Genomic DNA, 23893 nt, shown 5'->3' with positions numbered 1-23893 from the left:
GAATCAACCTGCTGTGTGCAGCGATCGCGTACTACATCCTGGAACGTCGCCTGATCGCCGCCCAAGGCAAGGACGGGGCCCTTGCCCGGGCTGTCGGCCGGGACTGGAAAGGCAAAGCATCCCCCGTGATCTATATGGCCGGCATCGCAGCCACCCTGGTCCAGCCCCTGTTCGGGATCGCCATGTTCACCGTTGTGGCGCTGATCTGGCTGGTCCCGGACCGCCGGGTTGAGCACTTTGTCGCCAGGGCTCATCAAAGCGATAACGGCGTCGGCTAATCGGCTAACGCAGAGATTCGCGCGCCGAAAATGAGGAACCTGCTTCTGGTGCTGCTGCTCGACAGACAAGTTGGCAGATGGGAGTCTGGACCCGGACAGGTCATGGCCATCATTTGGAACTGAGGTAAAGACGTGAATTCCGCCGCTGCAATCCCTGTTACCGCCATCCGTGTGGCCGAGCTGGTTCCCGAAGGCGAACCCATGCCGGTCTACGTGCACGTTATCGACCACCCCGACGCGCGTGTACTCGTGGACACAGGCATGACTCAGCTTCATCCCGCCGTCGCCGACATGGACCCGCGCCTTTACCCGCTAAAGGAACAGGACTTCGACATCAGCAGCGTCGACATCGTGGTCAACACTCACCTGCACTTCGACCACTGCGGAGGCAACCACCTCTTCGCGGGCAAGCCCATCTACGTCCAACGCCAGGAACTCGACGACGCCCGCAACCAAGACGACTACACCATCCCTGAATGGGTGGACCCGCCAGGGATGCACTACGTACCGGTCGACGGCGAGTTGGAACTGCTTCCCGGACTACGACTCCTTTCAGCGCCAGGCCACACCCGGGGCTCACAAATCGTTGTCATCGATGGAGAAGAAGGCCCTACCGTCATCGCTGGAGACACAGCAGTTTGGTTCGATGAACTGGACAACCCCCGCACAGAGGGCCAGCTGCTGGTGCGTTCCCTGAACCCTGAAATGGTTTGGCTCACCCACGCGCACAAGCCATGGCTCCGCTCTATCCGAGTTGTTGAATCGGACAAAAACTGAAAGAAAATTTGTCGAAGTTGATGTCCAGCGTGGTGGCGAAGCGGCGGATGATGAGGCAAAACCCTTTTAGGAGATCCTCATGACCGTTCGACTCATGGAAACTTTGTCTCAACTTCAGCCTCGGATGCTCGAGGATTTGGAACTGCTGGTGTCTTCAGAATCGCCATCAACGCAGCCGATGGAGCTGGTTGCAGCTGCCGAAAAGGTCTCAGCTGTTGGAAAAAGTCTGCTAGGGAGTGAGCCTGTCTATCTCCCCGGCGAAGGATGCACGCACCTGTTGTGGAGTTTGGGTGTTAAGCCTCGCATTCTCATCGTGGGTCACTACGACACTGTTTGGCCCGTCGGTACTACCAGTCGGTGGCCCTTTTCCGTGGATGGCGACAAAGCAACGGGGCCTGGGTCCTTCGACATGAAGGCCGGGATCGTGCAGGCGTTTTACGCGGTTCATGCACTGGGCAACCCGGATGGAATACAGATCCTTATTACCGGAGATGAGGAGACCGGGTCGGCTTCTTCCCGTAGTGCGATTGAGAAGCTTGCCGCCGAAGTGGAAGCCGTTCTGGTACTCGAGGCAAGCTTGGATGGGGCGTTCAAAACGAGCCGCAAAGGTTCGGGAATGTACCGACTTCATGTCCGTGGGCGTGCCTCGCATGCTGGCCTTGAGCCGGAGGCCGGGATAAACGCCACCGTCGAGATCGCTCAACAGATTCATTTGATAGATGACCTGCAGGACATTGCCAGGGGCACGTCTGTTACACCCACCACGCTTCGTTCAGGTGAAGCATCCAATCAGGTTCCGCCTTCAGCCTGGCTGGACATTGACGTGCGTGCCACCTCAATGTCTGAGTTGGAGCGGGTTGACGCTGCTTTGAGGTGTCTGCAGCCCAAGCTGGACGGTGCAGTCCTCCAAGTTGAGGGAGGGATTGACAGAGGACCACTTGAACAAGGCCGGGCGTCAGCTCTGTTTGATCGTGCCAGTGAGGTAGCCGCCGTTTTGGGTCTGCCTCCGCTCCGCGGAGTGATGGCCGGGGGCACTTCCGACGGAAACTTAACCGCAGCTTTGGGAATACCTACCCTTGATGGTTTGGGGGCTGTTGGTGCCGGCGCGCACAGCGAGGGAGAATGGGTCCAGATCAGCGCCATGCCCGAGCGGGCTGCGTTGCTGGCCGGACTCGTCGACTCTTTGTTGGCGCGTCCCATCGAGGGCAGTACAAACCACTAGGAGTGTTTGGCATGAGCGGAGCCGCTTCGCCTCCATACACCTCTTTGAGCGAGCTGCTGGCGGCTCTGGGTCCTTTGCTGTTGACTCCTTATGGTCCGCGCGACGGCTCTTTGCCAGCAGACCCGGATGTCCGGGCGTCGGTTGTTTGGGATCCATTGGAGGAAGTCCCGCCTATCAAGGGCGGTGTTCTTCTCATGACGGGCGCGTCCTTGGCGCCCGACGCTGCATCGTCCGCCATCAAGGAAGCGGCAGAGCGCGAGTACGCGGCCGTCGTCTTGAAGTCTCGTGACTCGGCCAAGGAAACAATAGATATTTCGGGTGCCGGGAAGGTCCAGGTGCTCGTTGCTCAAGATGACGCCTCCTGGAACTCGCTTCATGCGCTGATCAGCGCCGCTGTTTCTGATCCGGCAGAAATGCGGACTGCCTCTATCGCGGATATCGCTCCCGGTGATTTGTTCAGTCTGGCGAATGCGATAGCTGCGATGGCGGGAACTGCCATCACGATTGAGAACGTCAATCGAGAAGTGGTGGCGTATTCAAATATTGCCGATCAGGGTACGGACGATAGCCGACGCGATGCGATTCTGGGGCGTGCTGTGCCGGACTTGCCTTGGTACTTGGCGCGGTACCGAGCTGTGGCCATGGCGACCACCCCGGTCTTTTTTGACCAGGAACATGGCGCCTTGGAGCGAGTGGCAATGCCTGTAAGAGTCGGATCAAGGCTGGTTGGCTCGTTGTGGGCTTTTGACGAAGGCGGCACCAGAAGCGAAGAAATCGCCAGCGTACTCGCCGATGCTGCACCCATTGCATCCCTGCACCTTTTACATGCGGCCAGCGCATTCAGTTTGCAGCGCCATCGGCGCGGCGAATTGCTGACGGCCGCCCTGGGTGGCGTACAAATGGAGCCTGGGGCCGCACTCACCCTTGAGAAGCAGATGCCGGTGGTGTTGATCGGTTTCGCGAACGCCGTCGAAACTGGAGCTGATATTGACCTGGGCAGGATCGCAGACATCGTCGCGCTGAACGCCGAAGCGGTTCGGAGAGCCGCTTCCTGCACCGTGCTCGCGAATCGGGTGTTTGTGCTCATTCCCGGGGCGGACCAGTTGACCGACGAGCGAATCAGGAATTTCCTTACGGCCTCACAGCGTGCCGCAGCCGGTACGGCGGAAGTTCATCTCCGATGCGCTTACTCCGGGCCACTGCATACAGTTGCCGACTTAAAAGGAGCACATACCGACATCGAAACAGCCTTCCGGTTTCAGAATATCGAAGCCTTGGATGAAGCCATGTCCACTGAAAAAGATCGCCACCGGATTTTGCTGCAGGAGCTTTCTGAAGGAACGGTCGCTGCTCCCGAGCGATTGCTGGGATCTGTCCGAGAGATCCTTGACTACGATGCAGCCAACGGCACGAAGTACGCTGCCACGTTATTGGCGTTTTTAGACACCTTTGGCGATAACCGTAGGGCAGCGGAGTTGATGATGGTCCATGAAAATTCGCAGCGTTACCGTATGAGGCAGCTGACAAAGAAGTTTGGAATCGATGTGGACAACCCGGGCCAACGCCTCATCATGTGGCTACAGCTCCACCTGCGCCGGCGGGAACGGCTTTAACGCGCCCTTCCCGCCTTCACCCGACGCATTTGTTCCAGTCGTCCAAGCAGTACCTACATCAACCATTCCTGTTCCACGCTGACCGATTCCAAGTAGTCCAAGTCAATGACTGCTCCGGTTCCGGGACCGTGTGGAACGCTTATGGTTCCAGACTCGATATGAAACTCCTGGCCTATGTCCTTGGTGTAGTAGCGTTTCGTGGCTGAAATATCGGATGGAAGGGTAAAACCCGGCAATGAAGCCAATTGCAGATTAGCTGCCCGACCAATCGCGGTCTCAAGCACGCCACCGCACCAAACGGGTATGCTCTGGGCGAGGCAGAGATCATGGATGGCCCGAGCTTCAAGGTAACCACCCACCCGTGCTGGCTTGATATTGATGATCTGTGCCGCCCCCATCTGAATTGCGGTAGCAGCGGAAGCACAGGAAGTAATGGATTCATCGAGGCAAATGGGCGTCTGCAGATAGCCTGCCAGCCGGGCGTGACCGCACAGCTCCTCCGCTGGAAGGGGCTGCTCCAACAAGAGGAGATCAAAGGTGTCCAGCCGGCGAAGCGTGCTGACGTCAGCGATCGTGTACGCCTGGTTTGCATCTACCTGAAGAAGCAGGTCCTCACCGAACTCGCGTCTAATGGCCCGGACCGGCTCAACATCCCACCCCGGAGCTATTTTCAGTTTTACGCGAGAATATCCCTCTGCAACGTACCCTTCGACTTGGCGGATCAAATCACTCAACGATTCACAAATACCTACTGAAACGCCGACCCTGATTTTCTCGCGGGAGCCACCAAGGTAGGACTTCATGGACATTCCGTGCGCGCGGAGTTCGGCATCAAGGATCGCGCTCTCAAGCGCAGCCTTAGCCAACGGGTTCCCGGGGACCCGCTTCATCGCCACATGCGCACCGGCCGCATCAATCGTGGGAATTTTCGCTAGCAACGGGACCAGTACCTCCGCGATGAGGAGTCGCGCTGATTCAAGGCGTTCCGGAAAATAGACCGGCTCGGCATCTGCTGCGCATTCGGCCCAACCTTCTGAGTTGTCTGTGACCCATCGGACCAGAAGCATCTCGCGCACTGACTCGCTGCCACGCGATGTCCTGAACTCGCCGGCAAGGGGCATGCGCACCCTTCGCAATTCAACCTTGAATGCCGCGCTCATTGTGCACTCACCGTGTCCAGCACGTAGTACCCGGAGCCAGAAACCGACACGGGCACCAAGTTCTGCGCTTCGGCTTCTTGCAGGACATCCGCCATGGAAACACGCCATCGCATTGCCAAAGCGTTGTCGTCAAGCCGCATCGACTCGATATCACGGGGGATCCAGACCCGCATCCGCGGTTGCGGTGCAATGCCAGAGCGTTGAGGGCTGCCGTTCTCCCCGGCGCGAAGGGCGATCGGTCCGTCGTCGTCCTCTGGGGTCGACGGAGTAGCCGACGCCAGGTCCCAACTCACGCATAGACGGTCCGTGCGGTCCATCCTGTTTAGAGAATCGTGCATGGGTGGGTAAAACTCCGGGATGTAATTCTGCACCCGTGCTCCCAAGCGCACGAGGTTGAAATGGGCGTTCCTGCGAATCAAGGGGTCGTAAGTCCACAACATCCGTTTGGCACCCCGCTCGAGAGACCAAACGCGCTGGGCGTATTTGAGTGCGATGCCCACTCCCCGACCAGCAAATCCCGGTTTTACTCCGGCAATGAGTGAGTACATCACTTCAGAGACGGGAGGCCCTGAGATCGCTACTGCGACGCCCACCACCTCCTCACCAGACAGGGCTCCGGTTACGCAGGCGTCCGCATGGCTCAAACTGCGGAGAAGATCGGAGGACAGCGGCGACGCGTCCCGGCTTGTGCCCCAGATGCCTGCCAGCAGGTCAGAGGCAGCAGCGAATTCGCCTTTTGAGGTTAGCGGCCGCAAAGAAAGCGCCGCCCTTGCTGCCGACTTCGCCGCAACGTCACGAGCGGATGCGAGGGGTTCTGAATCAGTTCTCATGCCCTCCATGTTCTAGGGCGGCAGCAGTCCGTCCTTTGTCGCGGACAACTAAATTGCGACGCATTTTTGTCTGGGAGAACCATTCGGCCGTCGATCTCCGATGCCAAGCTCAGTAGGCGCCTGCAGCAATAGTGGCCCAAGTCACGAGCCTCCCAAGGATCCGACTGGGCGCCCATCAACGAGTGTCCGCAGGCCCCCTTCACGAAAGGTACTAACGATGCGAATCAGCAATAAGTTGGCGCTCCTCACCGCAGCCCTGGTCATGTCTTCCGTCAGCGGCTGCACAACAGCGTCGCAAGGTGACGCTTCCGCGCAGAGCCCGGCAACGGCACCTGTCTCTTCAGCCAGCGAACAAGGCGGAGTAAATGAAGAAGCCCGTGCCCTGCTACCTCAGTCCATGCGGGACAAAGGCACGCTGGTGATGGCAACAGACCCCACGTATCCCCCGTTTGAATACTTTGACACCGACAACAAGACAGTCATCGGCTGGGACGTGGACATGGGCAATGTCCTGGCGTCCTCCCTCGGGCTCAAGGCGCAATATGTTCCAGCTACGTTCGACACGATCCTGCCGGGATTGGCCTCCAACAAGTACGACGCCGGCATGTCAGCCTTCAACGTCACGGAAGAGCGACAGAAGGTGGTCGACTTCGTTCCATACATCTCTGGTGGTTCCGGCATGGCCGTCCTACCCGGGAACCCGGCCAAACTATCGATGACCGCCGCTTCCTTGTGCGGTAAGAAGATCGCCGCACAAAAGGGCACCCACGAATCCCTCGACATCCTCCCGACCATGTCAGAGGAATGTACCGGCAGCGGCGAACAGGCAATCAATCAGGCTGTGTTTCCCACCCAGACAGACGCAAACCTTGCGCTCCTGTCAGGGCGGGTCGATGGCGTGATGGCAGACAGTATTCCTTTGAGCTATCAAGGAGCACTTGCCGAGAACAAATTCGAGTTGGCGGCTGGTGGCGACTACGAGCCGAGGCTCACTGGTATTGCCCTGAACAAAGAGTCCGGCTTGCGCCCGGCGATCACCGCTGCCATGAAAGCAATTGTGCAGAGCAAAACATACTCCGACATCAACAAGCGCTGGGGAATCCCCTCCGGGTCCAGTATCACCGCTGATCAGATCTCCGAATAAGAGCCACAGTAGACAAGGGATATCCAATGGGAGCAACAACACTTCCGATAGAAACGCCGCAGAGGTCTCTTGATGAGTTCACCACGGTGAAGGCAAAGTATATTGGCCGCTGGGTTTCAGGAGCCTTGATTCTGGTACTTGCCGCGCTGGCATTGCAGTCAGTAGTGACCAATCCCCGTTTCGGGTGGGAAACGGTGGGTAAGTACATCCGTGATGTTTCAATTGTGAACGGCATAGCCGTCACATTGATGCTCACAGCTGTTTCCATGGTGATCGGAATCGTCCTGGGCGTGGTCCTGGCCGTCATGAGGCTCTCCCCTAACCCCGTGATCCGTGCCGCAGCATCAACGTACGTAAACTTCTTCCGAGGCACGCCGGTTTTGGTCCAACTTCTCTTCTGGTACAACCTTGCGGCGCTCTACCCGGTGATCAGTTTCGGCATGCCTGGAGTGGCCCTGGACGCGAACCAGTTCATCACCCCGATAACAGCAGCGATACTTGGTCTCGGTCTGAACCAAGGAGCGTACATGTCCGAAATCGTACGCGCAGGAATTCTCTCCGTAGACCATGGCCAGGCAGAAGCAGCAGGCGCCCTGGGAATCAGCCGCTTCCGCACTATGCAGCGCATTATCTTGCCCCAAGCCATGAAAGTCATCATTCCCCCCACCGGAAATGAAACCATCGGCATGCTCAAAACCACATCCTTGGTGTCAGTGATCTCTGTCCCGGAACTTCTCTACTCGTCACAAATCATCTACGCCAGGACCTTCGAAACCATACCGCTGCTGATTGTGGCCAGTATCTGGTACATCATCATCACCTCCGTCCTGAGCATCGGCCAGTACTACCTGGAACGCCGGTACGCCAAAGGCAACCAACGCAACCTCCCCCTCACCCCTTGGCAGAGCCTCACGCTTTTCTTCAACACCCACCATCGGCCAACCAGAAAAGGCGGTATACGATGACCAGCACCACGACCCAACCGGCCGGAGCAGTCACTGGACCGCGAAGCATGATCAAAGCAGAAGGCGTGGAGAAAAACTACGGTTCGCTCCACGTCCTCAAGGGAATCAACCTGGAAATCGACGCTGGCGAGGTAGTCTGCCTGATCGGCCCTTCAGGATCAGGCAAAAGCACCCTGCTGCGCTGCATCAACCACCTCGAACGGATCAATGGCGGCCGTATGTGGGTCGACGGAAAAGTCATTGGATATGACATCAAAGGCAACAAGTTACACGAACAAAAAGACGCCGACATTCGGCGCAGCCGCGCGGACATCGGCATGGTTTTCCAACACTTTAACCTCTTCCCCCACATGACCGTGCTGGAAAACCTTATCGAAGCGCCCCGACAGGTTCTGAAGCAAAGGAAAACAGAAGTCACCCCGCGAGCACTCCAACTACTGGAACGCGTCGGCCTGGCAGACAAAGCAAACGCGTACCCACGCCAACTCTCCGGTGGCCAACAACAACGCGTCGCCATCGCCAGGGCCCTGTGCATGGAACCAAAACTGATGCTCTTCGATGAACCCACCTCCGCACTGGACCCTGAACTGGTCGGAGAAGTCCTCAAGGTCATGAAAGACCTCGCCCAATCAGGCATGACCATGGTGGTGGTTACCCACGAAATGAACTTCGCCCGCGACGTCGCTGACCGCGTCGTATTCATGGCAGAAGGCGCCATCATCGAACAAGGCCCAGCACAACAAATCATCCGCAACCCACAAAATGAACGCACCCAAACATTCCTCAACTCCGTCCTCTGACTTTCCAGAGAAAGGCTTCGATGTGTTCGGAAGTATCCATCTGATGATGGATTCCGCTGTTGCCGTTGCTGGGGCCGGTCCCGGGATGGCCAGAAAGGGTCTCCTGTGAAGCCGATTCAGGGTTTAGAACCGCGCTTTCATGAGGTCCACGAGCATCAGAACTACAGGCAGAGTGCCCATGGCAAGCACGGTTTGTGTACCTGTTATCGCTGCCATAAGGCGGACATCACCGCCCATCCGGCTGGCCAGGACGTAGGCTGAGGGCGCCGTCGGGATGGCGCAGATCAGCACGATACTGCTGAGGCCGGCTCCCGCGGCGCCTAAGGGTATGGCAATGGCGGCAGCCGAAAGCGGAAGCACGACGAGCTTCAGTAGAGAAACTGCCGCAATATCGGCTGTATCCCGCCATCGAATGTCAGCGTGGAGCGCCGCCCCGGCAATGAGCGTTCCGCAGGCGAGGGCGGGGGCGGCCAGCATAGTGAGTGCCGCGGACACAAACTCCGGAAGAGGCAAGTCCGCCAGGTTAAGAAGCAGTCCCAGAGCGCAGCTTTGGATGAGCGGATTTTCAAGCAACTCCCGCCACAGCGGCCTGCGGCGCACCAAGGCCAGCTTGTCGCCGTATGCGGACAATGTTCCCACGCAGATCACATTCACCAATGGCACAACAACAGCGCTGGCTAGGGCGAAGGTAGCCACTCCCTCCTGGCCGTGGAGCGCGCCGGCAAAGGTGAGGCCAACATAGGTGTTGATTCGGACAGCGCCTTGCACCAGTGAAGTCAACCGGGGGCCATTGGTGCGAAGCATGCGAGCCGAGCCGATGACCAATGCAGCAATAACGGCAATCGGCACGCCGACGCTCAGGAGGAGCGGCCCTACGGGAACGATGCTCAGATCCGTGCCTGCGATGGATGAGATGAACAGCGCCGGAGTAAAAACCTTGTAGCTCAACCATTCCATGCCGCCCCAAAACCCGGAATCAACGAGGAACTTCCGTCGCAAGACCGCCCCAAGAACAAGAAGCGATACAACAGGAATAATTGCGGTGGTTACGAGCAGCATATGGAAAACTGTGCTGCAATGGGTTAGTGCAGTTCAACCATGACAACATGACGGGTCCTGAATTGGCAGTAGACCTGGTCAACCTTGCCGGCGGACCCGACTGGAGCGTTGAGCGTGTCCTGCACATTCTGGACGAGCATCAAATCCGGAAGACCTCGTCTTTGACCGCCAATTCAGCCGAACGCCTCCGGCAATGGGCCCTGATGCTGCGGAAGGCCTTCGACGCAACAGATGCCGAAGGGCTTTGCAGGGCGATCAATTCACTCTTGGAGGCCGGGACCAGCCGGGCCTATCTGAGCACTCACGACGGACTGCAACCTCACCTGCACTGGGCGCCCGAAGAGGAGGATGTTGTAGCGCGCGTCAAAGCAGTAACAGCCGGAGGCCTTGCACTGTTCACTGTCGAATCTGCGGGAAAAAGAATAGGGGCTTGCACCCGCCAAGGCTGCGAAACAGTGTTTGTGGATACTAGCCGCAACGGCAGGCGCTCGTACTGTTCCGCCAAGTGCGGCAATTATGATGCTGTCCAGCGCCATCGACAGGGAGCCCCCAGCAAGTAATTCAGCCTTCCGCACCGCCACGCCAGATGCTCAAAACCAACGCTTTACGGCCTGACGGCCTTTACGGCATGGGTCGCGTGCCGGGACGATCGTCGTAGGCGTCCCGCGCGGCCAGTACCTCGTTGATGTGCTCTTCGGCCCAGCGCCCCAGCGCCGTCAGCGGCTCACGCAGGCTGTGGCCCAGCGTAGTGAGTTCGTACTCCACGCGCGGCGGCATCTCGTTGTATGCGGTTCGCTCGATAATCCCGTCACGCTCCAAATCCCGCAACGTATCGGCCAGGACCTTGCCGCTGATGCCATCTACTTCTTCGCGGAGTTCGCCAAACCTCAAAGAGCCCTTGCTGAGGGCAATGACGATCATTGCCGTCCACTTGTTGGCGATCTTAGCCAGGGAAGTACGTGAGGGGCACGTGGCCACCATGATGTTCCAAACCGGCGCATCCAATCAAACCCAGCTCCTTTAGTTACGTTGATGTAACAGGTTACCGAATGTAACCATGGCTGCGTAATCACAACTGAAGGAGAACTGATGAATGATCAGACGCCGGCGGCCGTGGCCGCCTCGTACTTCGAAGCCCTTGGCCGGGGGGACGTGCCAGCAGCCATGGCGCTGCTGAGTCCTGACGTGGTGTGGCACCAGCCGGGGTCCAACCGCTTTTCCGGTGACCATAAAGGGCTCGACGGCGTAGGTGCCTTGCTGGGCGGGATGATGGAAGCCAGCCAAGGGACCTTCCAATTGGCTGTTACCGGGCCGGCAATGGTCAACGGTGAGCTCGTAGCCGTCCCGGTCACGTTCTCGGGCACGCGGACCGACGCCTCCATGGACATGGCGGGCGTAGACCTTCTCACTGTCCGTCAGGGGAACATCGTAGACGTCCGTTTGTTCTCGGCCGATGGCGCGACGGAAGACTCATTCTGGGGACAGGCCTAGATACAACAGGCGTCCTGACCAGGACACTGCCCCGGACTGCCAGCGCGGCAGGACAATTTCTGCGACGACATCGTCACAGGGCTGCTCATGGGAGTTTCCGGGCCGGGCTTCGAAGCCCTGCCCGGAACTCACGCATGGTCCTAGTTCAGTGCAGTGGTGACTTTCACGGGGTTGGCAAGGGTGTCGCGGATTGGCGAGGTCGCTTCCAGTGCCTTGACGAGGTCCTGAAGATCTTCTCGTGGAGTGCCCGGGCTTTCGAGCTCCACGTTGACCGTGATGTGTTCTGCGCCCTTTCGGACGGACTCGTCGATGCCGAGGAATCCACTCAGATCGATATCGAACCCGAGGGTGAGCCGAATCTCCTCCAGGGTGATGTTGCGAGCTGCGGCGAGTGAGGCAAGGGTAACCATGTAGCAGCCGGCGAGTCCTTTGAGGATGTATTCAGCAGGGCTGACGGCAGTGTCTGTGCCGAGCAGCGAGATGGGCTCGTCACTATGCAGTGTGTACTTTCCACGTCGTGAGTTATCCGGTACGCCTGCCTGCAGCAGCGGGCCTGTTTCGGTCTTCGCTGTCAGACCGCCTGCGGACTCGCTGTTCATGGTAAAAGTGACGCGGCCGAGTTCACGCTGGGCGCTGACAGCCTCGACGGTTGCCTGGATAGCAGCGAGGTCGGCGAACGGCTTCGTGGTGGTGCTGGTGTTCATTTTTTCTCCTTGATTTATTTGACGATTTGTCTTGTACAGGGAAGGTGATTGATGCGTGCCTGGACGATTGCCCGCATGACTTGGCCGGGCAGAGTGATGCTCCAGTGCCTCATTTCGGGCATGACGGGGTAGGGAATTGTTCATTGCTGGTGATCCGGCGATGAGGAAGGCTTGAGTTCCAGGGAACGGGGTAACGCTGCCTTCTGTCGGGTTAGGCTGTCTCTTCGACCTCTCCGCCGAGTTCGTTGAGATAGTTGTAAATGGTGAAGCGGGTGACTCCGAGTGCCGTCGCCGCTGTCTCGGCAGCCTGCTTTACGAGGAAGAATCCACGACGTTCCAGCTCCGCCACGACCTGCACTTTGTGTTCCTTGCGCATTTGCTCAACGGGGACCCCAATGGCGGCGATCGCCGCCTCGACGAGCTTGGAGCTGAGCTCCTCCACACTGTGCGGGAAGTACTCGCTCCCCTGGGGGCCGACCGACGCTGCCCTGTTCGCGGTCGCGGTCGCCAGCATGGAGCTGCCGTCGTGGCCGAGAACGAAGCGGTCCAAGGCTGAGCGGAGCGTGACCCAGGCCGATACGTCAGCATTCAGACACAGAGCCGCGGCGGCTCGGCCTTCCTTGTCGATGTAAATGATCGTCGTGCTTTGGAGGATTCTCCCGTCGAGCAGTTGTGAGCGGTAGCCGATCTCATGGGAGAAGTCGCCGGCTGCCACACGTTCGAGCAATTTGTCGGTAGGCGGGTCTCCGATCTGGCGGCGAGTAACGTCTCCGGCGATAGCACGAACGGTGTTAGGGATTCGCTGCAGATCATGAAGGACAACCTCGGTGGGCTGAGGCACCGCGGCCTGAAGGGGTGCCACCAGGAGCTCGAGGACGCGGTTGATGGACTCGGCGTCCATGCCCTGCAGCGCGTCCGGGGATGGAGCTGTTGAGCCGACCGAACCAATCTGGGTCATCATTGTTGTCCTTCCGATTAGCAGGCGGTCCAGGTTCCCGGACTCGCCATAAATTTCTGCCTTTTTGTTGAAGCGTATCCGCTAGGGCCGCAAGCAGCCTGAGATAGACCTTCTTCGTTCAACATGCTGTTGCAACTAAGGAAGCTTCAGTCAACGTGGGCGGCTCGCCCCATCCGAGTGATGGCTTCGGTGAGATTGGTCTGGGAAGTGGCAAAGTTAAGGCGAACATGTCCTGCCCCACCCGTGCCGAAGACATGGCCGGAGCTCAGAGCGACCCTAGCCTTGTCGAGGAACATCCTGGCCGGCCCGGCAAGGTCGGAAACGGTAGCGAGGCCCTCGTGCCCGGCTGACGAATCGAGGGCCAGATGGCTGCAATCCAGCCAAGCCAGGTATGTCCCTTCGGGAGCAGCGTACCCGACCCCGGGAAGATGCTCGGCGAGCAGCTTGCCGAGGAGGGCCCTGTTCGCATCGAGGCCTCGGAGGAGGGCATCCAGCCACTCTTCACCATCACGGAATGCGGCGGTCTGGGCGATCACACCCAGATGGCTCGGTCCGTGGCTGACCTCTTCGGGCATGCGCTCCAGATCATCGGCAGCATCGGGCCCGGCGATTGCCAGTGCTGCCTTGAGGCCGGCAAGGTTCCAGGCTTTTGACGCCGAAGTGAGCGCAAACGCGTTCTCCGCCCCGGGCACGCTCAGATACGGCGTGAACGTTGCTCCCGGAAGGACGAGCGGGGCGTGGATCTCGTCCGAGACAACCCGGACCCCATATTTGTGGGCGAGGGCGGCGACAGCTGCGAGCTCTTCAGGGCTGTGGACCACCCCGGTCGGATTATGGGGATTGCTGATCAGGTACGCGGCATTCCGTCCGGATGAGCGCGCGCGCTTGAAAGCTTCCTCGAGGGTGGCGAGGTTGATCCGGAGATCCTGTCCTAGCGGCGCCTCAACGATCCTGCGCGAATCATGGGTGATGAAAGCATAGAAAGGCGCATACACCGGGGAGTTGACGACGACTGCGTCGCCTGGGTCTGTAATCAGACGCAGGATCTCGACTACGCCCATCATCACGTCAGGCACGACGGCGGTGCGCTCGACTGCCAGCCCATCCCAGCCCCAGCGCCGGTAAGCGAACGCACTTATGGCTTCCGCGAACTCCGTCCCTGCAGGGTATCCGGTGTCTCCAGCGTCGATGGCTTCGTGCAGCGCTTCCGAAACCGGCGGCGCGAGCCGGACGTCCATCTCAGCAACCCACAGAGGCAGCACGTCGGAGGGATGAGTGCGCCATTTCATGCTCATGCGCTGGCGGAGCTGTTCGAGGGAGAGCTCCTCAAGCGGGTTCCCGACTGCCGCGATGCTGGCGGTTTGAGTCTTCTCGGCTGTCCTTAGCACTGCACAGTCATTTCAATCTCGACACATGCACCCAGCGGCAGCGAGGCTACTCCCACTGCCAGCCGCGCATGGTGGCCTTTTTCTCCCAAGACATCGACGGCGAGCCACGACGCGCCATCGACCACTGCGGGTGCATCCACGAATCCTTCCCCTGCTGAGACGTACCCTCCGATCCTGGCGATACCCTTCACGGCGTCCAACGATCCGAGTTCATCGCGGACGACATCCAGACATCGTCTGGCAGCAAGCACTGCAGCCTCACGCGCCTGCTCGACTGTAACTTCCTGGCCTACGCGCCCGGGATACAGCAAGCCGCCATCTCCGATAGGGAGTTGGCCGGAGACAAAGAGTAAATCCCCCACCCGGACCGCGCGTTCATAGAGCGGTGTGGACGTAACGGATTCAGCCATAAGAAACCTTCCAGACGTTCGAGAGACGGACGCGGCACAGCAGGTACGCCACACCGATCCAACTCAAAGTGTATTCAACACAAAGTTTGAGTAAAGCGGAACTTTCCACAATTATTACACATTTCGTTTACATGCGGAAGGCCGAGCCAACGCTAAATCAGTCCCTGCAAACTGCACATTTCTAGGCATACCCGCCCTCAAGGTCGAAAACCATTCCAACAAACTGTTGATCTTTTGATGTGACTTGCCGCATACTCTCAACTGTGATTTGAATCCCCGGTACTTCGGTGTTCAGGTCTTCCATATCGCATTCTGCCCATTACAGCCCTACCGCGGGCGCCCAGAACGGCAATCCCCTCAAATGCCTGCCCAGACCCCCAACTCCGGCGGTCACTCCGTAGACCATCAGGCCCAATTCAGGTTTCAACCAACAGGAAGGCTTCCCATGTCGATTCAGCCGCCCGTCACAGACTCGGGACACGCGCACTCACCCGATCCCGTCCTGCACGCCGAGGATGCCGGCTACCAGAAAGGACTCAAATCCCGACAAATCCAGATGATCGCTATCGGGGGTGCGATCGGCACCGGCCTGTTCCTCGGCGCAGGTGGCCGACTTGCCGCAGCCGGGCCATCACTCTTCATCGCCTACGCGATCTGTGGGGCCTTCGCCTTCCTGATCCTGCGCGCCCTGGGCGAACTCGTACTGCACCGACCGTCGTCGGGCTCGTTCGTCTCCTATGCCAGGGAATTCTTCGGCGAGAAGGCAGCGTTCACCGTCGGATGGTTCTACTGGCTGGTTTGGGCTGCGACGACGATCGCCGACACGACCGCTGCCGCACTCTACATGAGCTTCTTCGGCAGGTACGTCCCCTGGATCGCCGCGGTCCCACAGTGGAGCTGGGCACTGATCGCCCTGGTGCTCGTCCTCGCCCTCAACCTTGTCTCCGTCAAGGTCTTCGGGGAGATGGAATTCTGGTTTGCCCTCATCAAGGTCACCGCACTGGTCGCGTTCCTCCTCGTGGGCATCTATTTCGTCGTCTTCGGCACTCCTACCGGTGGCGCGGTCGGATTCCAGCTCATCTCCGACAACGGCGGAATCTTCCCGAACGGCGTTCTGCCGATGGTCCTGCTCATGTCGGGAATCATCTTTGCCTACGGCTCAATTGAGCTCGTCGGCACTGCCGCCGGCGAGACCGAGAACCCAGCCAAGGTCATGCCGAAGGCGATCAACGCCGTCATCGCCCGCATCGCGCTCTTCTACGTCGGATCCGTCGTCTTGCTCTCACTGCTGCTGCCCTACACCGCTTATGAAAAGGGCGTCAGCCCGTTCGTGACGTTCTTCAGCTCAATCGGCATCAACGGCATCGACTCCATCATGAACCTCGTTGTGCTCACAGCTGCCCTGTCTTCGCTGAACGCCGGGCTCTACTCCACCGGACGCATCCTACGCTCGATGGCCGCCGCCGGCTCAGCGCCGAGATTCGCACTTCGAATGAACAAGGCCGGCGTGCCCTACGGCGGCATAGCCATCACGGCAGCAGTCTCCTTCCTCGGTATCCCGCTGAACTACATCGTCCCGGGCGACGCATTCGAGATCGTCCTCAACATTGCGGCCGTTGGCATCATCGTCGCGTGGGCCGCGATCGTCCTGTGCCAAATCCAATTTCAGAGGTGGGCCAGGAAAGGGTGGACCCAACGTCCCTCCTTCCGCATGCCCGGAGCCCCGTTTACGGGCTATCTAACCATTGCCTTCCTAGCCGTGGTCCTTGTCATGATTCTTATAGACTCCCCGTTGACCGTGGTCGTAACCGCAATCGCGGTAGCGCTCATGATCGCAGGCTGGTACGCATGCCGCGGGCGGATCCGCGAGATTGCCGCTGCACGCGACGGCCACACCGGAGCGGCGCCCATCGTCACCCAGGCCACAGGGCGGCAGCCGTAAGGTGCGTATCGAACGAGGTGGATGACCATAGCCCCGGCAATGGTCATCCGCCCGTTCCCTGAACCCTGCAATGGTTTGGCTCACGCACGAGCACAAGCCATGAACCCCGGAATCAACAGCCTCCCGGTGAACCAACACCAACTCCAATGCGCGAAGGAACTCGGAGCGTCCGCGGCTGATCACGGAAGCCGCAACTGGAAGTAGAATTCTGAGACCAACCAACGGAACGCATTGCCCTACGGCCGTCTGGGGCTCCATTCCATGTTCCGTAAGACTTGTACGGACAGTTTGCGTCGGGCCTATGCAATGGGCGAGACGGTGTTGTCCGGGTCCTGGCTTCGCCGGCCGACCACCACCCAGATGGCTACACAGTCCTCGGTGAATGGATTGCTAAGCCGGTGTGGGAGGGACGATAAGAAATTGATGCTGTCCCCGGCGTTAAGCGTTCCCGACGAGGAGCCTGCCTCCACGTGGAGCCTTCCTTCAAGGATGTGGAAGTACTCATGCCCACCATGCCGCATGAGGTTGTCCGGCGGGCAGGATTCTGTGCCGCTTCGGTACGTCACGCGAAGCAGCTCCACGCTGGGGTCGTTCTCAGCGGTCAGCCGCTCCCAGAGGACACCGTCGACTCGTAGTTTTGGACGGTCCCTCGCTTCAAGCAGCCCTGGGAGTGGATTGGCCGCCATGGAGGTCACTGAATGGGTGACCCGGTGCTGGTCCTCCGCGGACTTGGTTTCCGCTTCCCCGGTTGCGACGGCGGTGTCAGCCATCCGGAGGTTCGTTACTGGAGACGGAATACTCAACAGGGCCCCATCCTGCATCAGGGTGTCCAGTGACAGGCCCAATTCGGAGACGAGGGCGTAAAGGGTTCCCACGGACGGTGACGTGCGGCCAAGCTCGATTTGTGAAACGAGGCTGGCGGAAACGTCTGCGCGGCGCGCGAGTTCGCGCAGGGACAGCCTGACGCTTTGCCGGGCATTCCGGAGCCGACTGCCAAGCTGTGTGGCCGCGTCCGATCGTTCCTCGGGGGCTGGTGCGCTCACGGTGTTCCGCTTCTTCTTAGGGTGCTTGTCGTGTTTGACCCACGCGCTGCCTCTTGCGGGCAGCGCGTGGGCCGGGAGTATTCAGAAAGCTCAGTCGCTTCAGACCTTTTCGGACTGCTCTGCGGCGATCAACTGGGACGCTGCCTCGAGTGTTGCCGCCGCCGAATCGTGGGCGCGGGCCAGGGCCCGGTCCAAGGGCAGGATCCGGTGTGATTCCGCGAGTATTTCCACACCCCAGTGACCCCGCCAGCCGGCGTCATAGATTGCCTTGACGAAGCTGACGGTGTCCAGGTCTCCCTCGCCGGGGTAGAGCCTCTCGTTGATCGTGTCTTCCCAGAGCGAACCGACAACGTCCTTGCGGGCATCATCGATTTCGACAATGAAGACCTTGTCCATCGGCAGGATGGAGGACAGATCTTCATAACGGGTCCCGCCGCGGCTGGTGTGCCAGGTGTCGACGGTGAGTCCGCCGTGCGGGTTGTTGACTTCGTTGATGAACTTCGCGCCGATTTCGATCGTCTTAAGGTTGTTCATCGGCATCGGTTCCAGGGCGACCCGCGTGCCTGCTTCGCCGGCTTGGGTGGCGAGCCGGTCGAATTCCTCGTGGAATGCGATCTCATCGACGGGCGCCGGTTCACCTTCGAGAGCAAGCTCCGCGCCGATCTTGATGGTCTTGACGCCGAGAATCTCCGCGGCGTTGAAAAGGATCTTGCGCCAGCGATCGGATTCCTCCCGTTCAGGGCCGTTCTTCCACCAATCGGCGAGGAATTCCATCTCGGCGTGGACGATGCCGTTGTCGTCCATCAGCTGGCGGAGTCCCTTAAGGCCAATGGTTTCTTCGATCTGTGGAAGGTCGGCGTGGATGAATCCAAGGCCTTTCCAACCGGCTTTGGCGGCGGCCTCAACCCGGGTCCGCACGTCAATGGGACTTGTTTCGTCGCCACGCAGCGGCGCTGCGTTTCCTGCCCAGGTCCAGCAGGAGGCCAGCAGGTCCCGGTTTTGAATGATGCTCGTGTCGTTCACATTCGTCCTTTGTTAGTTGGCTTTGGGGGTTGGGGAGCTTGGCCCGCCGTCGAGCGCTGTGTCGTCAGGGGCGAGCATGACCTTCGTTTCATGGCTGGAATCCTGTGCACGCTGCAGGGCTTCGTCCCCTCGGGAGAAGGGGACCACAGTGGAGACAATCTCACCGAGGTTCAGGCCCGAGTTGGCAACGAAACGGATCGCTGCCGGCCAAATTGCCACCGGCGCCCCGGTGGAGCTGGCGATTGTCAGGTTCCGTTCCTGGACAAGGCCCAATCGCGCGGGAGCGAATTTCGGAGTGGAGACACCCATCAGCAAGACACGTCCATTGTGGTCAGCGCTCTCGAGCGCAGCCGCTTGAGCCGCCGAGTTCCCGGAAGCCTCAATAACCACGTCTGCGAATGGCCGTCCGATGGCCTCTGATGCCGCAGTAGTGGTGTCCGGGTTCTCCAGGGGATTCACGGCAGCTTTTGCCCCCAGTTTCATCGCAGTGTCGCGACGAAGCGGACTGGGGTCGAACACGACGACGACCGCGCCTGCGGTGACTGCCTGCAGGACGGCGTTGAGGCCGATGGCTCCGAGTCCGTGCACGTGGACGGTGTCCGCAGCGCTGATTCCGCCGATTTTGGTCAATCCGTTCAGTACGCAGGCGAACGGCTCGATGACGGCGGCCGTAAGCATGTCCACCTCGGCGGGGATGTGGAAACACATGTCCGCCGGGACAGTGAAGAGCTCTGCTGCTGCTCCGTCGTGAGTGACGCCAAACCAGTCATTTCCACCCAGGTGTCCGTGGCCGAGCACCCGGTCCCCTGGGTGGAACCCTTCAACGTCAGCACCTGCTTCCACGACGAAACCTGACCATTCGTGGCCCATGACATGGGGATAGTTGATCTTGAAGGATTCCGGCATGCTGCCGTGCAGGATCTCGATATCGGTTCCGCACACCCCTACGTAGGCGGGCCGGATAAGGAGTTCGGTGGGCTTGGGCGATGTGACGGCTGTAGTGCCTGGCTCGACTGTGACGGTGGCGTTGGCGTCTTTGCGGACCAGAACGGCTGGGACAGTGCCCAGAGGGGGTACTGCGGATGCTGGCCGCACGTCTTTGACGGTCTCAGACATGATGTCTTCCTTCTGTAGGTTCAGGCAGCGGGTAGTAACGAGGTTCGTCGGCTTAGACGTCGCTGCCGTGGAGAGCCGCAGTGATGAGCTCCCGGATGCCCTCCGGCGTAACTTCCCTCGGGTTGGCGTAAGGGTTCTTGGTCGCGATTTCGACAATCTTGTCGATATCGGACTCCTTAAGGCCCAGTTCAGCCAGCGACGACGGCGCACCGAGGGCTACGCTCAACTTCTTGAAGTGCGCAGCGGGATTGTCTGAACCGGTTGCGCGCTGCAGGGCCGCGATCGCCTGCGGGGCGTGCTGGGCGTTGTAGGCCAGGGCATAGGGAAGCACCACTGTGTGGGTTTCGGCGTGGGGAAGGTTGAAGGTCCCGCCGAGAGTGTGGCACAACTTGTGGTGCAGGGACATTGTTGTTGCACCCAAAGTAGCTCCGCAGAGCCAGGCACCGTACAGGGCGTCGGAGCGGGCTTCGATGCTGGAGGGGCTTTCGGCGATCTTCGGCATCGCTTCGAGCAGTGCACGGGTGCCTTCCTCTGCCATCAGCGAGATAATCGGCGATCCGTCGGGAGCGTAGAGGGCCTCCACGGCGTGGGCGATGGCGTTGAATCCGCTGGTGATGGACATGGCCACCGGGAGGGTGACGGTAAGTTCCGGGTCGTAGATGACACTGGTGGGCAGAACTTTGGGATCGCGCCCGGTCTTCTTTTCGCCGTCGGCGGTCAGCCCCCACACCGGCGTCATCTCGGAGCCGGCGTAAGTGGTGGGGACGGCGATAATCGGCTGGCCGAACTCGAGTGCGATGGCCTTGCCCAGCCCCGTTGTCGATCCGCCGCCAACAGCAACGTACCCGTCGGCCTGAGCCGCTGCGGCTACCTCACGCGCCCTACGGGCAGATTCGATGGGCACGTGCATTTCAGCTTCCGCATGCACGCCGGCGCTGAGATCTCCCAACTGTGCGGAAACCTCTTCAGCGAGGTCCGCCTGGAAAGGGGTGGCAAGGACCAGAACACGCTTGAGGCCAAGTTTGACCACCTCATCGTTGAGGGAGGCAAGAGATCCTGCTCCAAAGCGGACGCGCATTGGAAGTGCCTGGTACTGAAAATCCTTCATTGGGTGTTCTCCTGTGCTTCGATAATCCGAGCAGTGGCCGGGGACATCACCGCGTTCTGGATAATGTCGGGGTCGACGAGGTCGGGGTGGATAACGATGTCGATCACTGCCTCCATGAACGGGGAGGCAAGCCCGTAGCGGGCTGCGTCGTCCGCTGAGGTGTTGGGCGCGAATTCGGCGATCAGGCTCTTCTTTACGGCGAAAACGGCGTCTGAGTCGATGTAGTCGCTGCCGGCAACAAAGATGTGGGTTGTCAGTTCCCGGAATCCGGGGGCGGTGACGATGAAGTGGATGTGTGCCGGCCTGTTCGGATGGCGCGCAGTGGCGTGCAGCAGGTCACCGACAGGCCCGTCGGTTGGTATCGGGTAATAGCTGGGGATAACGCTGCGGAAGTAGAACTCTCCGGCGGCGTTGGATGTGAACAGACCGCGTCCGTTGCCGATGCTTTGGATGCCGGGTTGCTGAACGTCGTAGAAGCCTTTGGTGTTTGCCTGCCAGATGTCGATGGAGGCATGCGGGACCGGTTCACCGGTGACGGACAGGATGCGACCCCGTACCAAGCAGATATCACCTTCGCTCTCGGGCGAAGCGTTCTCGCCCAGATCCCGTTTCGGGGATTCGACCATATGGAACGGCCCCAGAACGGTGGAGTCGGTGGCGTCCGGGGTTTCGGCGTCGTTGATCGTTTCCACCATCATCGACACGCCCAGCACGTCGGAAAGGAGGATGAACTCCTGGCGGACGGTGTCGCACTTCTGGCCTGTGGCGGTCAGGAAGTTGATGGCGGTTTCCCATTCTTCGATCGTCGGTTCGATTTCCCGGATGAAGTTGTGAAGGTGGGTGGTGAGGCTGGTCAGGATGGTCCGAAGCCGGTCATCCGGGGTGCTGCGGAAACTGTCGATGACTGCGGCAGTCAGTGTTCCGGGGCCGAGGTCCGTGCTCATGGTGCTGTTCCTTCCTTGGAGCTGGGGCGGCTGGTCAGTGGGGCTCAGATGCTGGTGAATCCGCCATCGACAACGAGTTGCGCGCCGGTGATGTATGAGGCCTTGTCGGAGGCGAGGTAGACGATCGCATCGGCGACTTCGCTGGCCTTTCCGGCCCTGTGCATAGGGGTCTTGGCGATCAGCTCATCTGAAATGGCCTGATCCTGGTTTTCCGTCAAGGGTGTTGTGATCAGCCCGGGGTGGACCGAGTTCACGCGGATCCCCTGCGCTGCCCAGGTGGCGGAGGCGTTCTTCGTCATCATCGTCACGGCACCCTTGGATGCCTGGTAGGCGGCGACGCCGGCTGCTCCGACAAGTCCCCAGATGGACGAGACGTTCACGATGGATCCGGATTCCTGCGCCAGCATGGCCGGTGCGACGAAGCGCATTCCCAGGAAGACCCCGGTCTGGTTGATGGAGATGATCCGGTGCCAGTCCTGGATGTCGATATCCGTGATCGATTCGTACGATCCGACCAGGCCTGCGTTATTGACCAGGACGTCGATCCGGCCGTGGGCCTGGAGCACTTCTTCCGTGAGTGCCTTCCAGCCGTCTTCTTCGGCGACGTCGAGGCGCCGCCACTGGATGGTCCCGTCAGCTGCGTCGCCGGCGGCTATGTCAGCTCCGTAGACGGTCGCACCCTGTGCGGTCAGTGCCGTAGCGGTCGCATAGCCGATGCCACTGGCCGCGCCGGTGACGATGGCGACTTTCCCGTCGAAGGATGGTGAACTCACGGTGTGATGCTCCTTGTTTTCAAGGGGTGGCGGATTGGTTACACGACGCGGCGGGTACTCCGGGAACCGGCGAAGTAGTTGAAGATCAGCGCGCTGAGAATGATGAGGCCGTAGATGGCTTTGATCCAGAATGAGGGCACCTGGGACAGGACCAGGATGTTCTGGATGATGCCCAACAGCAATACGCCGCTTAGCGCACCGACCATCGATCCCTTGCCGCCGTTAAGGCTGATGCCACCGATGACGGCCGCAGCGAACACAGTGAAGATGAGGCCGTCGCCCTGGTTGGCGGTCACGGATGCGATGCGGCCGGTGAGCATGAGACCGGCGAATGCGGCGATGATCGAGCCGGCGACGAACACTCCGATGGTCAGGCGCAGCGTCTTGATACCTGCCGCCGCTGCCGCTGCGTTGTTTCCCCCCATTGCGTAGAGTTTGCGGCCGACCGGGTGGCTGCGCATGAAGATGGCGGCAGCGACCAGGAAGATCACGAAGAGCCAGATCTGGATGGAAATCCCGAACCACTTGGCGTTGCCGAGGGCCAGGAACTCAGGGGGCAGGCCCGAGAGGGTCTTGCCGCCGGACAGGCCCATGGTCAGGCCCCGGAGGAGTGTGAGCATGGCGAGGGTGACCATGAAGGCGTTGAGCTTGAGCTTGCCGACAAGGAACCCGTTCGTGAATCCGATGACAATACTGAGGACAAACATGACCGCCATCGCGGCCCAGGGCGACCATCCAAAACCGGAGCCGCCGACCGCGGTGGGCAGGACCAGCCAGACGGCGAGCATCGGGGCCAGGCCCACGACGGATTCGAGGGAAAGATCGAAGTATCCGGAGATCAGGATGATGCTTTCAGCGATCACGACGATCCCAAGGACTGCAGAGGTGACGAGGACGTTGTTCAGGAGGTTGTTCGCCGTGAGGAACTGCGGGGACAGCACCGCGCCGACCACCATCGCCAGGATAATGGCGGGCAGCAGTGCCAGTTCACGTGCCCAGCCTGACGAGCGGGCTTGACCGATGATATTGACGGGCCGGCGGCTGGTCGGCGTACCCGCAACGGTCGGGGTATGCGTGGACATGGGAGTTTCTCCTTGGTTCTTTGGCTCTGTGGGTGTGGGCTGAAGGGGCGTGGCGGCAGTTTT

The 23893-nt window shown here is 60.0% G+C and carries 24 protein-coding genes and 1 pseudogene; 10 read left to right on the top strand and 15 right to left on the bottom strand.

The features are described 5' to 3' along the window. The 4 genes and pseudogenes from AC1DCM_RS09975 to AC1DCM_RS09960 form a co-directional block, all read left to right on the top strand. Positions 1-278 (top strand): annotated as a pseudogene (locus tag AC1DCM_RS09975) (TMEM175 family protein); the annotation flags it as partial. Positions 279-410: 132 nt separating this feature from the next. Further along, the gene (locus AC1DCM_RS09970) at positions 411-1055 is read left to right on the top strand and encodes an MBL fold metallo-hydrolase (protein WP_477516026.1); all 645 of its coding nucleotides are present in this window, start codon (positions 411-413) and stop codon (positions 1053-1055) included. Between the two features lie 79 nt (positions 1056-1134). Then, a complete protein-coding gene (locus AC1DCM_RS09965; RefSeq protein ID WP_477516025.1) occupies positions 1135-2277 on the top strand; it encodes a M20 family metallopeptidase in 1143 nt (380 codons plus the stop codon). An 11-nt stretch (positions 2278-2288) separates the two neighbouring features. Beyond that, a complete protein-coding gene (locus tag AC1DCM_RS09960) occupies positions 2289-3890 on the top strand; it encodes a PucR family transcriptional regulator (RefSeq protein ID WP_477518137.1) in 1602 nt (533 codons plus the stop codon). Positions 3891-3943: 53 nt separating this feature from the next. Here AC1DCM_RS09960 and menC read toward each other — a convergent pair whose 3' ends face one another. Both menC and AC1DCM_RS09950 read right to left on the bottom strand, forming a co-directional pair. Further along, positions 3944-5050 (bottom strand): o-succinylbenzoate synthase, encoded by a 1107-nt coding sequence (menC, locus tag AC1DCM_RS09955; RefSeq protein ID WP_477516023.1) that lies wholly within the window; start codon positions 5048-5050, stop codon positions 3944-3946. Further along, positions 5047-5880, bottom strand: a complete 834-nt coding sequence (locus AC1DCM_RS09950) for a GNAT family N-acetyltransferase (protein ID WP_477516022.1) — start codon at positions 5878-5880, stop codon at positions 5047-5049. The genes menC and AC1DCM_RS09950 overlap by 4 nt, the downstream gene beginning before the upstream one ends. A 217-nt stretch (positions 5881-6097) precedes the next feature. Between AC1DCM_RS09950 and AC1DCM_RS09945 the strand changes: the two genes are divergently transcribed. The 3 genes from AC1DCM_RS09945 to AC1DCM_RS09935 are packed head-to-tail and all read left to right on the top strand — an operon-like array spanning position 6098 to position 8789. Further along, on the top strand, positions 6098-7024 hold the full coding sequence (locus AC1DCM_RS09945; RefSeq protein WP_477516021.1) for an ABC transporter substrate-binding protein: 927 nt from the start codon (positions 6098-6100) through the stop codon (positions 7022-7024). 26 nt (positions 7025-7050) lie between these two features. Next, on the top strand, positions 7051-7989 hold the full coding sequence (locus AC1DCM_RS09940; protein ID WP_477516020.1) for an amino acid ABC transporter permease: 939 nt from the start codon (positions 7051-7053) through the stop codon (positions 7987-7989). Then, positions 7986-8789, top strand: coding sequence for an amino acid ABC transporter ATP-binding protein (locus AC1DCM_RS09935; protein ID WP_477516019.1), 804 nt, complete (start codon positions 7986-7988; stop codon positions 8787-8789). Before AC1DCM_RS09940 ends, AC1DCM_RS09935 begins: the two co-directional genes overlap by 4 nt. Before the next feature lie 123 nt (positions 8790-8912). Here AC1DCM_RS09935 and AC1DCM_RS09930 read toward each other — a convergent pair whose 3' ends face one another. Further along, positions 8913-9848 (bottom strand): AEC family transporter, encoded by a 936-nt coding sequence (locus tag AC1DCM_RS09930; RefSeq protein ID WP_442005896.1) that lies wholly within the window; start codon positions 9846-9848, stop codon positions 8913-8915. A gap of 26 nt (positions 9849-9874) precedes the next feature. Here AC1DCM_RS09930 and AC1DCM_RS09925 point away from each other — a divergent pair, with 26 nt between their 5' ends. Beyond that, a complete protein-coding gene (locus tag AC1DCM_RS09925) occupies positions 9875-10408 on the top strand; it encodes a CGNR zinc finger domain-containing protein (RefSeq protein ID WP_477518136.1) in 534 nt (177 codons plus the stop codon). A gap of 61 nt (positions 10409-10469) precedes the next feature. Here AC1DCM_RS09925 and AC1DCM_RS09920 read toward each other — a convergent pair whose 3' ends face one another. Continuing rightward, positions 10470-10853, bottom strand: coding sequence for a winged helix-turn-helix transcriptional regulator (locus AC1DCM_RS09920; protein ID WP_442005894.1), 384 nt, complete (start codon positions 10851-10853; stop codon positions 10470-10472). Positions 10854-10937: 84 nt separating this feature from the next. Between AC1DCM_RS09920 and AC1DCM_RS09915 the strand changes: the two genes are divergently transcribed. Continuing rightward, positions 10938-11339 (top strand): nuclear transport factor 2 family protein, encoded by a 402-nt coding sequence (locus tag AC1DCM_RS09915; RefSeq protein WP_442005893.1) that lies wholly within the window; start codon positions 10938-10940, stop codon positions 11337-11339. Positions 11340-11479: 140 nt separating this feature from the next. Here AC1DCM_RS09915 and AC1DCM_RS09910 read toward each other — a convergent pair whose 3' ends face one another. From AC1DCM_RS09910 to AC1DCM_RS09895, 4 genes are all read right to left on the bottom strand, one after another. After that, positions 11480-12043: an OsmC family protein gene (locus AC1DCM_RS09910; RefSeq protein ID WP_477516018.1), complete on the bottom strand. Its 564-nt coding sequence runs from the start codon at positions 12041-12043 to the stop codon at positions 11480-11482. Between the two features lie 211 nt (positions 12044-12254). Continuing rightward, positions 12255-13004 carry a helix-turn-helix transcriptional regulator gene (locus AC1DCM_RS09905; protein WP_442005891.1) on the bottom strand — a complete coding sequence of 250 codons (750 nt, stop codon included), beginning with the start codon at positions 13002-13004 and terminating at the stop codon, positions 12255-12257. A gap of 143 nt (positions 13005-13147) precedes the next feature. Continuing rightward, positions 13148-14389: a MalY/PatB family protein gene (locus AC1DCM_RS09900; RefSeq protein ID WP_477516017.1), complete on the bottom strand. Its 1242-nt coding sequence runs from the start codon at positions 14387-14389 to the stop codon at positions 13148-13150. Beyond that, complete coding sequence (locus AC1DCM_RS09895; RefSeq protein ID WP_442005889.1) at positions 14383-14799, bottom strand: RidA family protein; 417 nt, start codon at positions 14797-14799, stop codon at positions 14383-14385. Before AC1DCM_RS09895 ends, AC1DCM_RS09900 begins: the two co-directional genes overlap by 7 nt. A gap of 445 nt (positions 14800-15244) precedes the next feature. Here AC1DCM_RS09895 and AC1DCM_RS09890 point away from each other — a divergent pair, with 445 nt between their 5' ends. Then, complete coding sequence (locus AC1DCM_RS09890; RefSeq protein WP_477516016.1) at positions 15245-16741, top strand: amino acid permease; 1497 nt, start codon at positions 15245-15247, stop codon at positions 16739-16741. Between the two features lie 299 nt (positions 16742-17040). Here the strand turns inward: AC1DCM_RS09890 and AC1DCM_RS09885 are convergent, their stop codons facing one another. The 7 genes from AC1DCM_RS09885 to AC1DCM_RS09855 all read right to left on the bottom strand — a co-directional run bounded on the left by AC1DCM_RS09885 (position 17041) and on the right by AC1DCM_RS09855 (position 23830). Continuing rightward, the gene (locus AC1DCM_RS09885; protein WP_442005887.1) at positions 17041-17784 is read right to left on the bottom strand and encodes a helix-turn-helix domain-containing protein; all 744 of its coding nucleotides are present in this window, start codon (positions 17782-17784) and stop codon (positions 17041-17043) included. Between the two features lie 99 nt (positions 17785-17883). Then, on the bottom strand, positions 17884-18807 hold the full coding sequence (locus tag AC1DCM_RS09880) for a sugar phosphate isomerase/epimerase family protein (protein WP_442005886.1): 924 nt from the start codon (positions 18805-18807) through the stop codon (positions 17884-17886). 12 nt (positions 18808-18819) lie between these two features. After that, positions 18820-19923 (bottom strand): zinc-dependent alcohol dehydrogenase, encoded by a 1104-nt coding sequence (locus tag AC1DCM_RS09875; RefSeq protein ID WP_442005885.1) that lies wholly within the window; start codon positions 19921-19923, stop codon positions 18820-18822. Between the two features lie 52 nt (positions 19924-19975). Then, positions 19976-21031 (bottom strand): maleylacetate reductase, encoded by a 1056-nt coding sequence (locus tag AC1DCM_RS09870; RefSeq protein WP_477516015.1) that lies wholly within the window; start codon positions 21029-21031, stop codon positions 19976-19978. Next, entirely contained in the window at positions 21028-21975 is a 948-nt protein-coding gene (locus AC1DCM_RS09865) for a dioxygenase family protein (RefSeq protein ID WP_442005883.1), read from the bottom strand. The genes AC1DCM_RS09870 and AC1DCM_RS09865 overlap by 4 nt, the downstream gene beginning before the upstream one ends. Positions 21976-22019: 44 nt before the next feature. Further along, the gene (locus tag AC1DCM_RS09860) at positions 22020-22748 is read right to left on the bottom strand and encodes an SDR family NAD(P)-dependent oxidoreductase (protein ID WP_442005882.1); all 729 of its coding nucleotides are present in this window, start codon (positions 22746-22748) and stop codon (positions 22020-22022) included. Positions 22749-22786: 38 nt separating this feature from the next. After that, complete coding sequence (locus AC1DCM_RS09855; protein WP_442005881.1) at positions 22787-23830, bottom strand: ABC transporter permease; 1044 nt, start codon at positions 23828-23830, stop codon at positions 22787-22789. Between the last annotated feature and the right edge of the window lie 63 nt (positions 23831-23893).

The sequence above is a fragment of the Paenarthrobacter sp. 10N417 genome (genome assembly GCF_056394745.1).
This window is presented reverse-complemented; position numbering and strand designations above follow the sequence as displayed.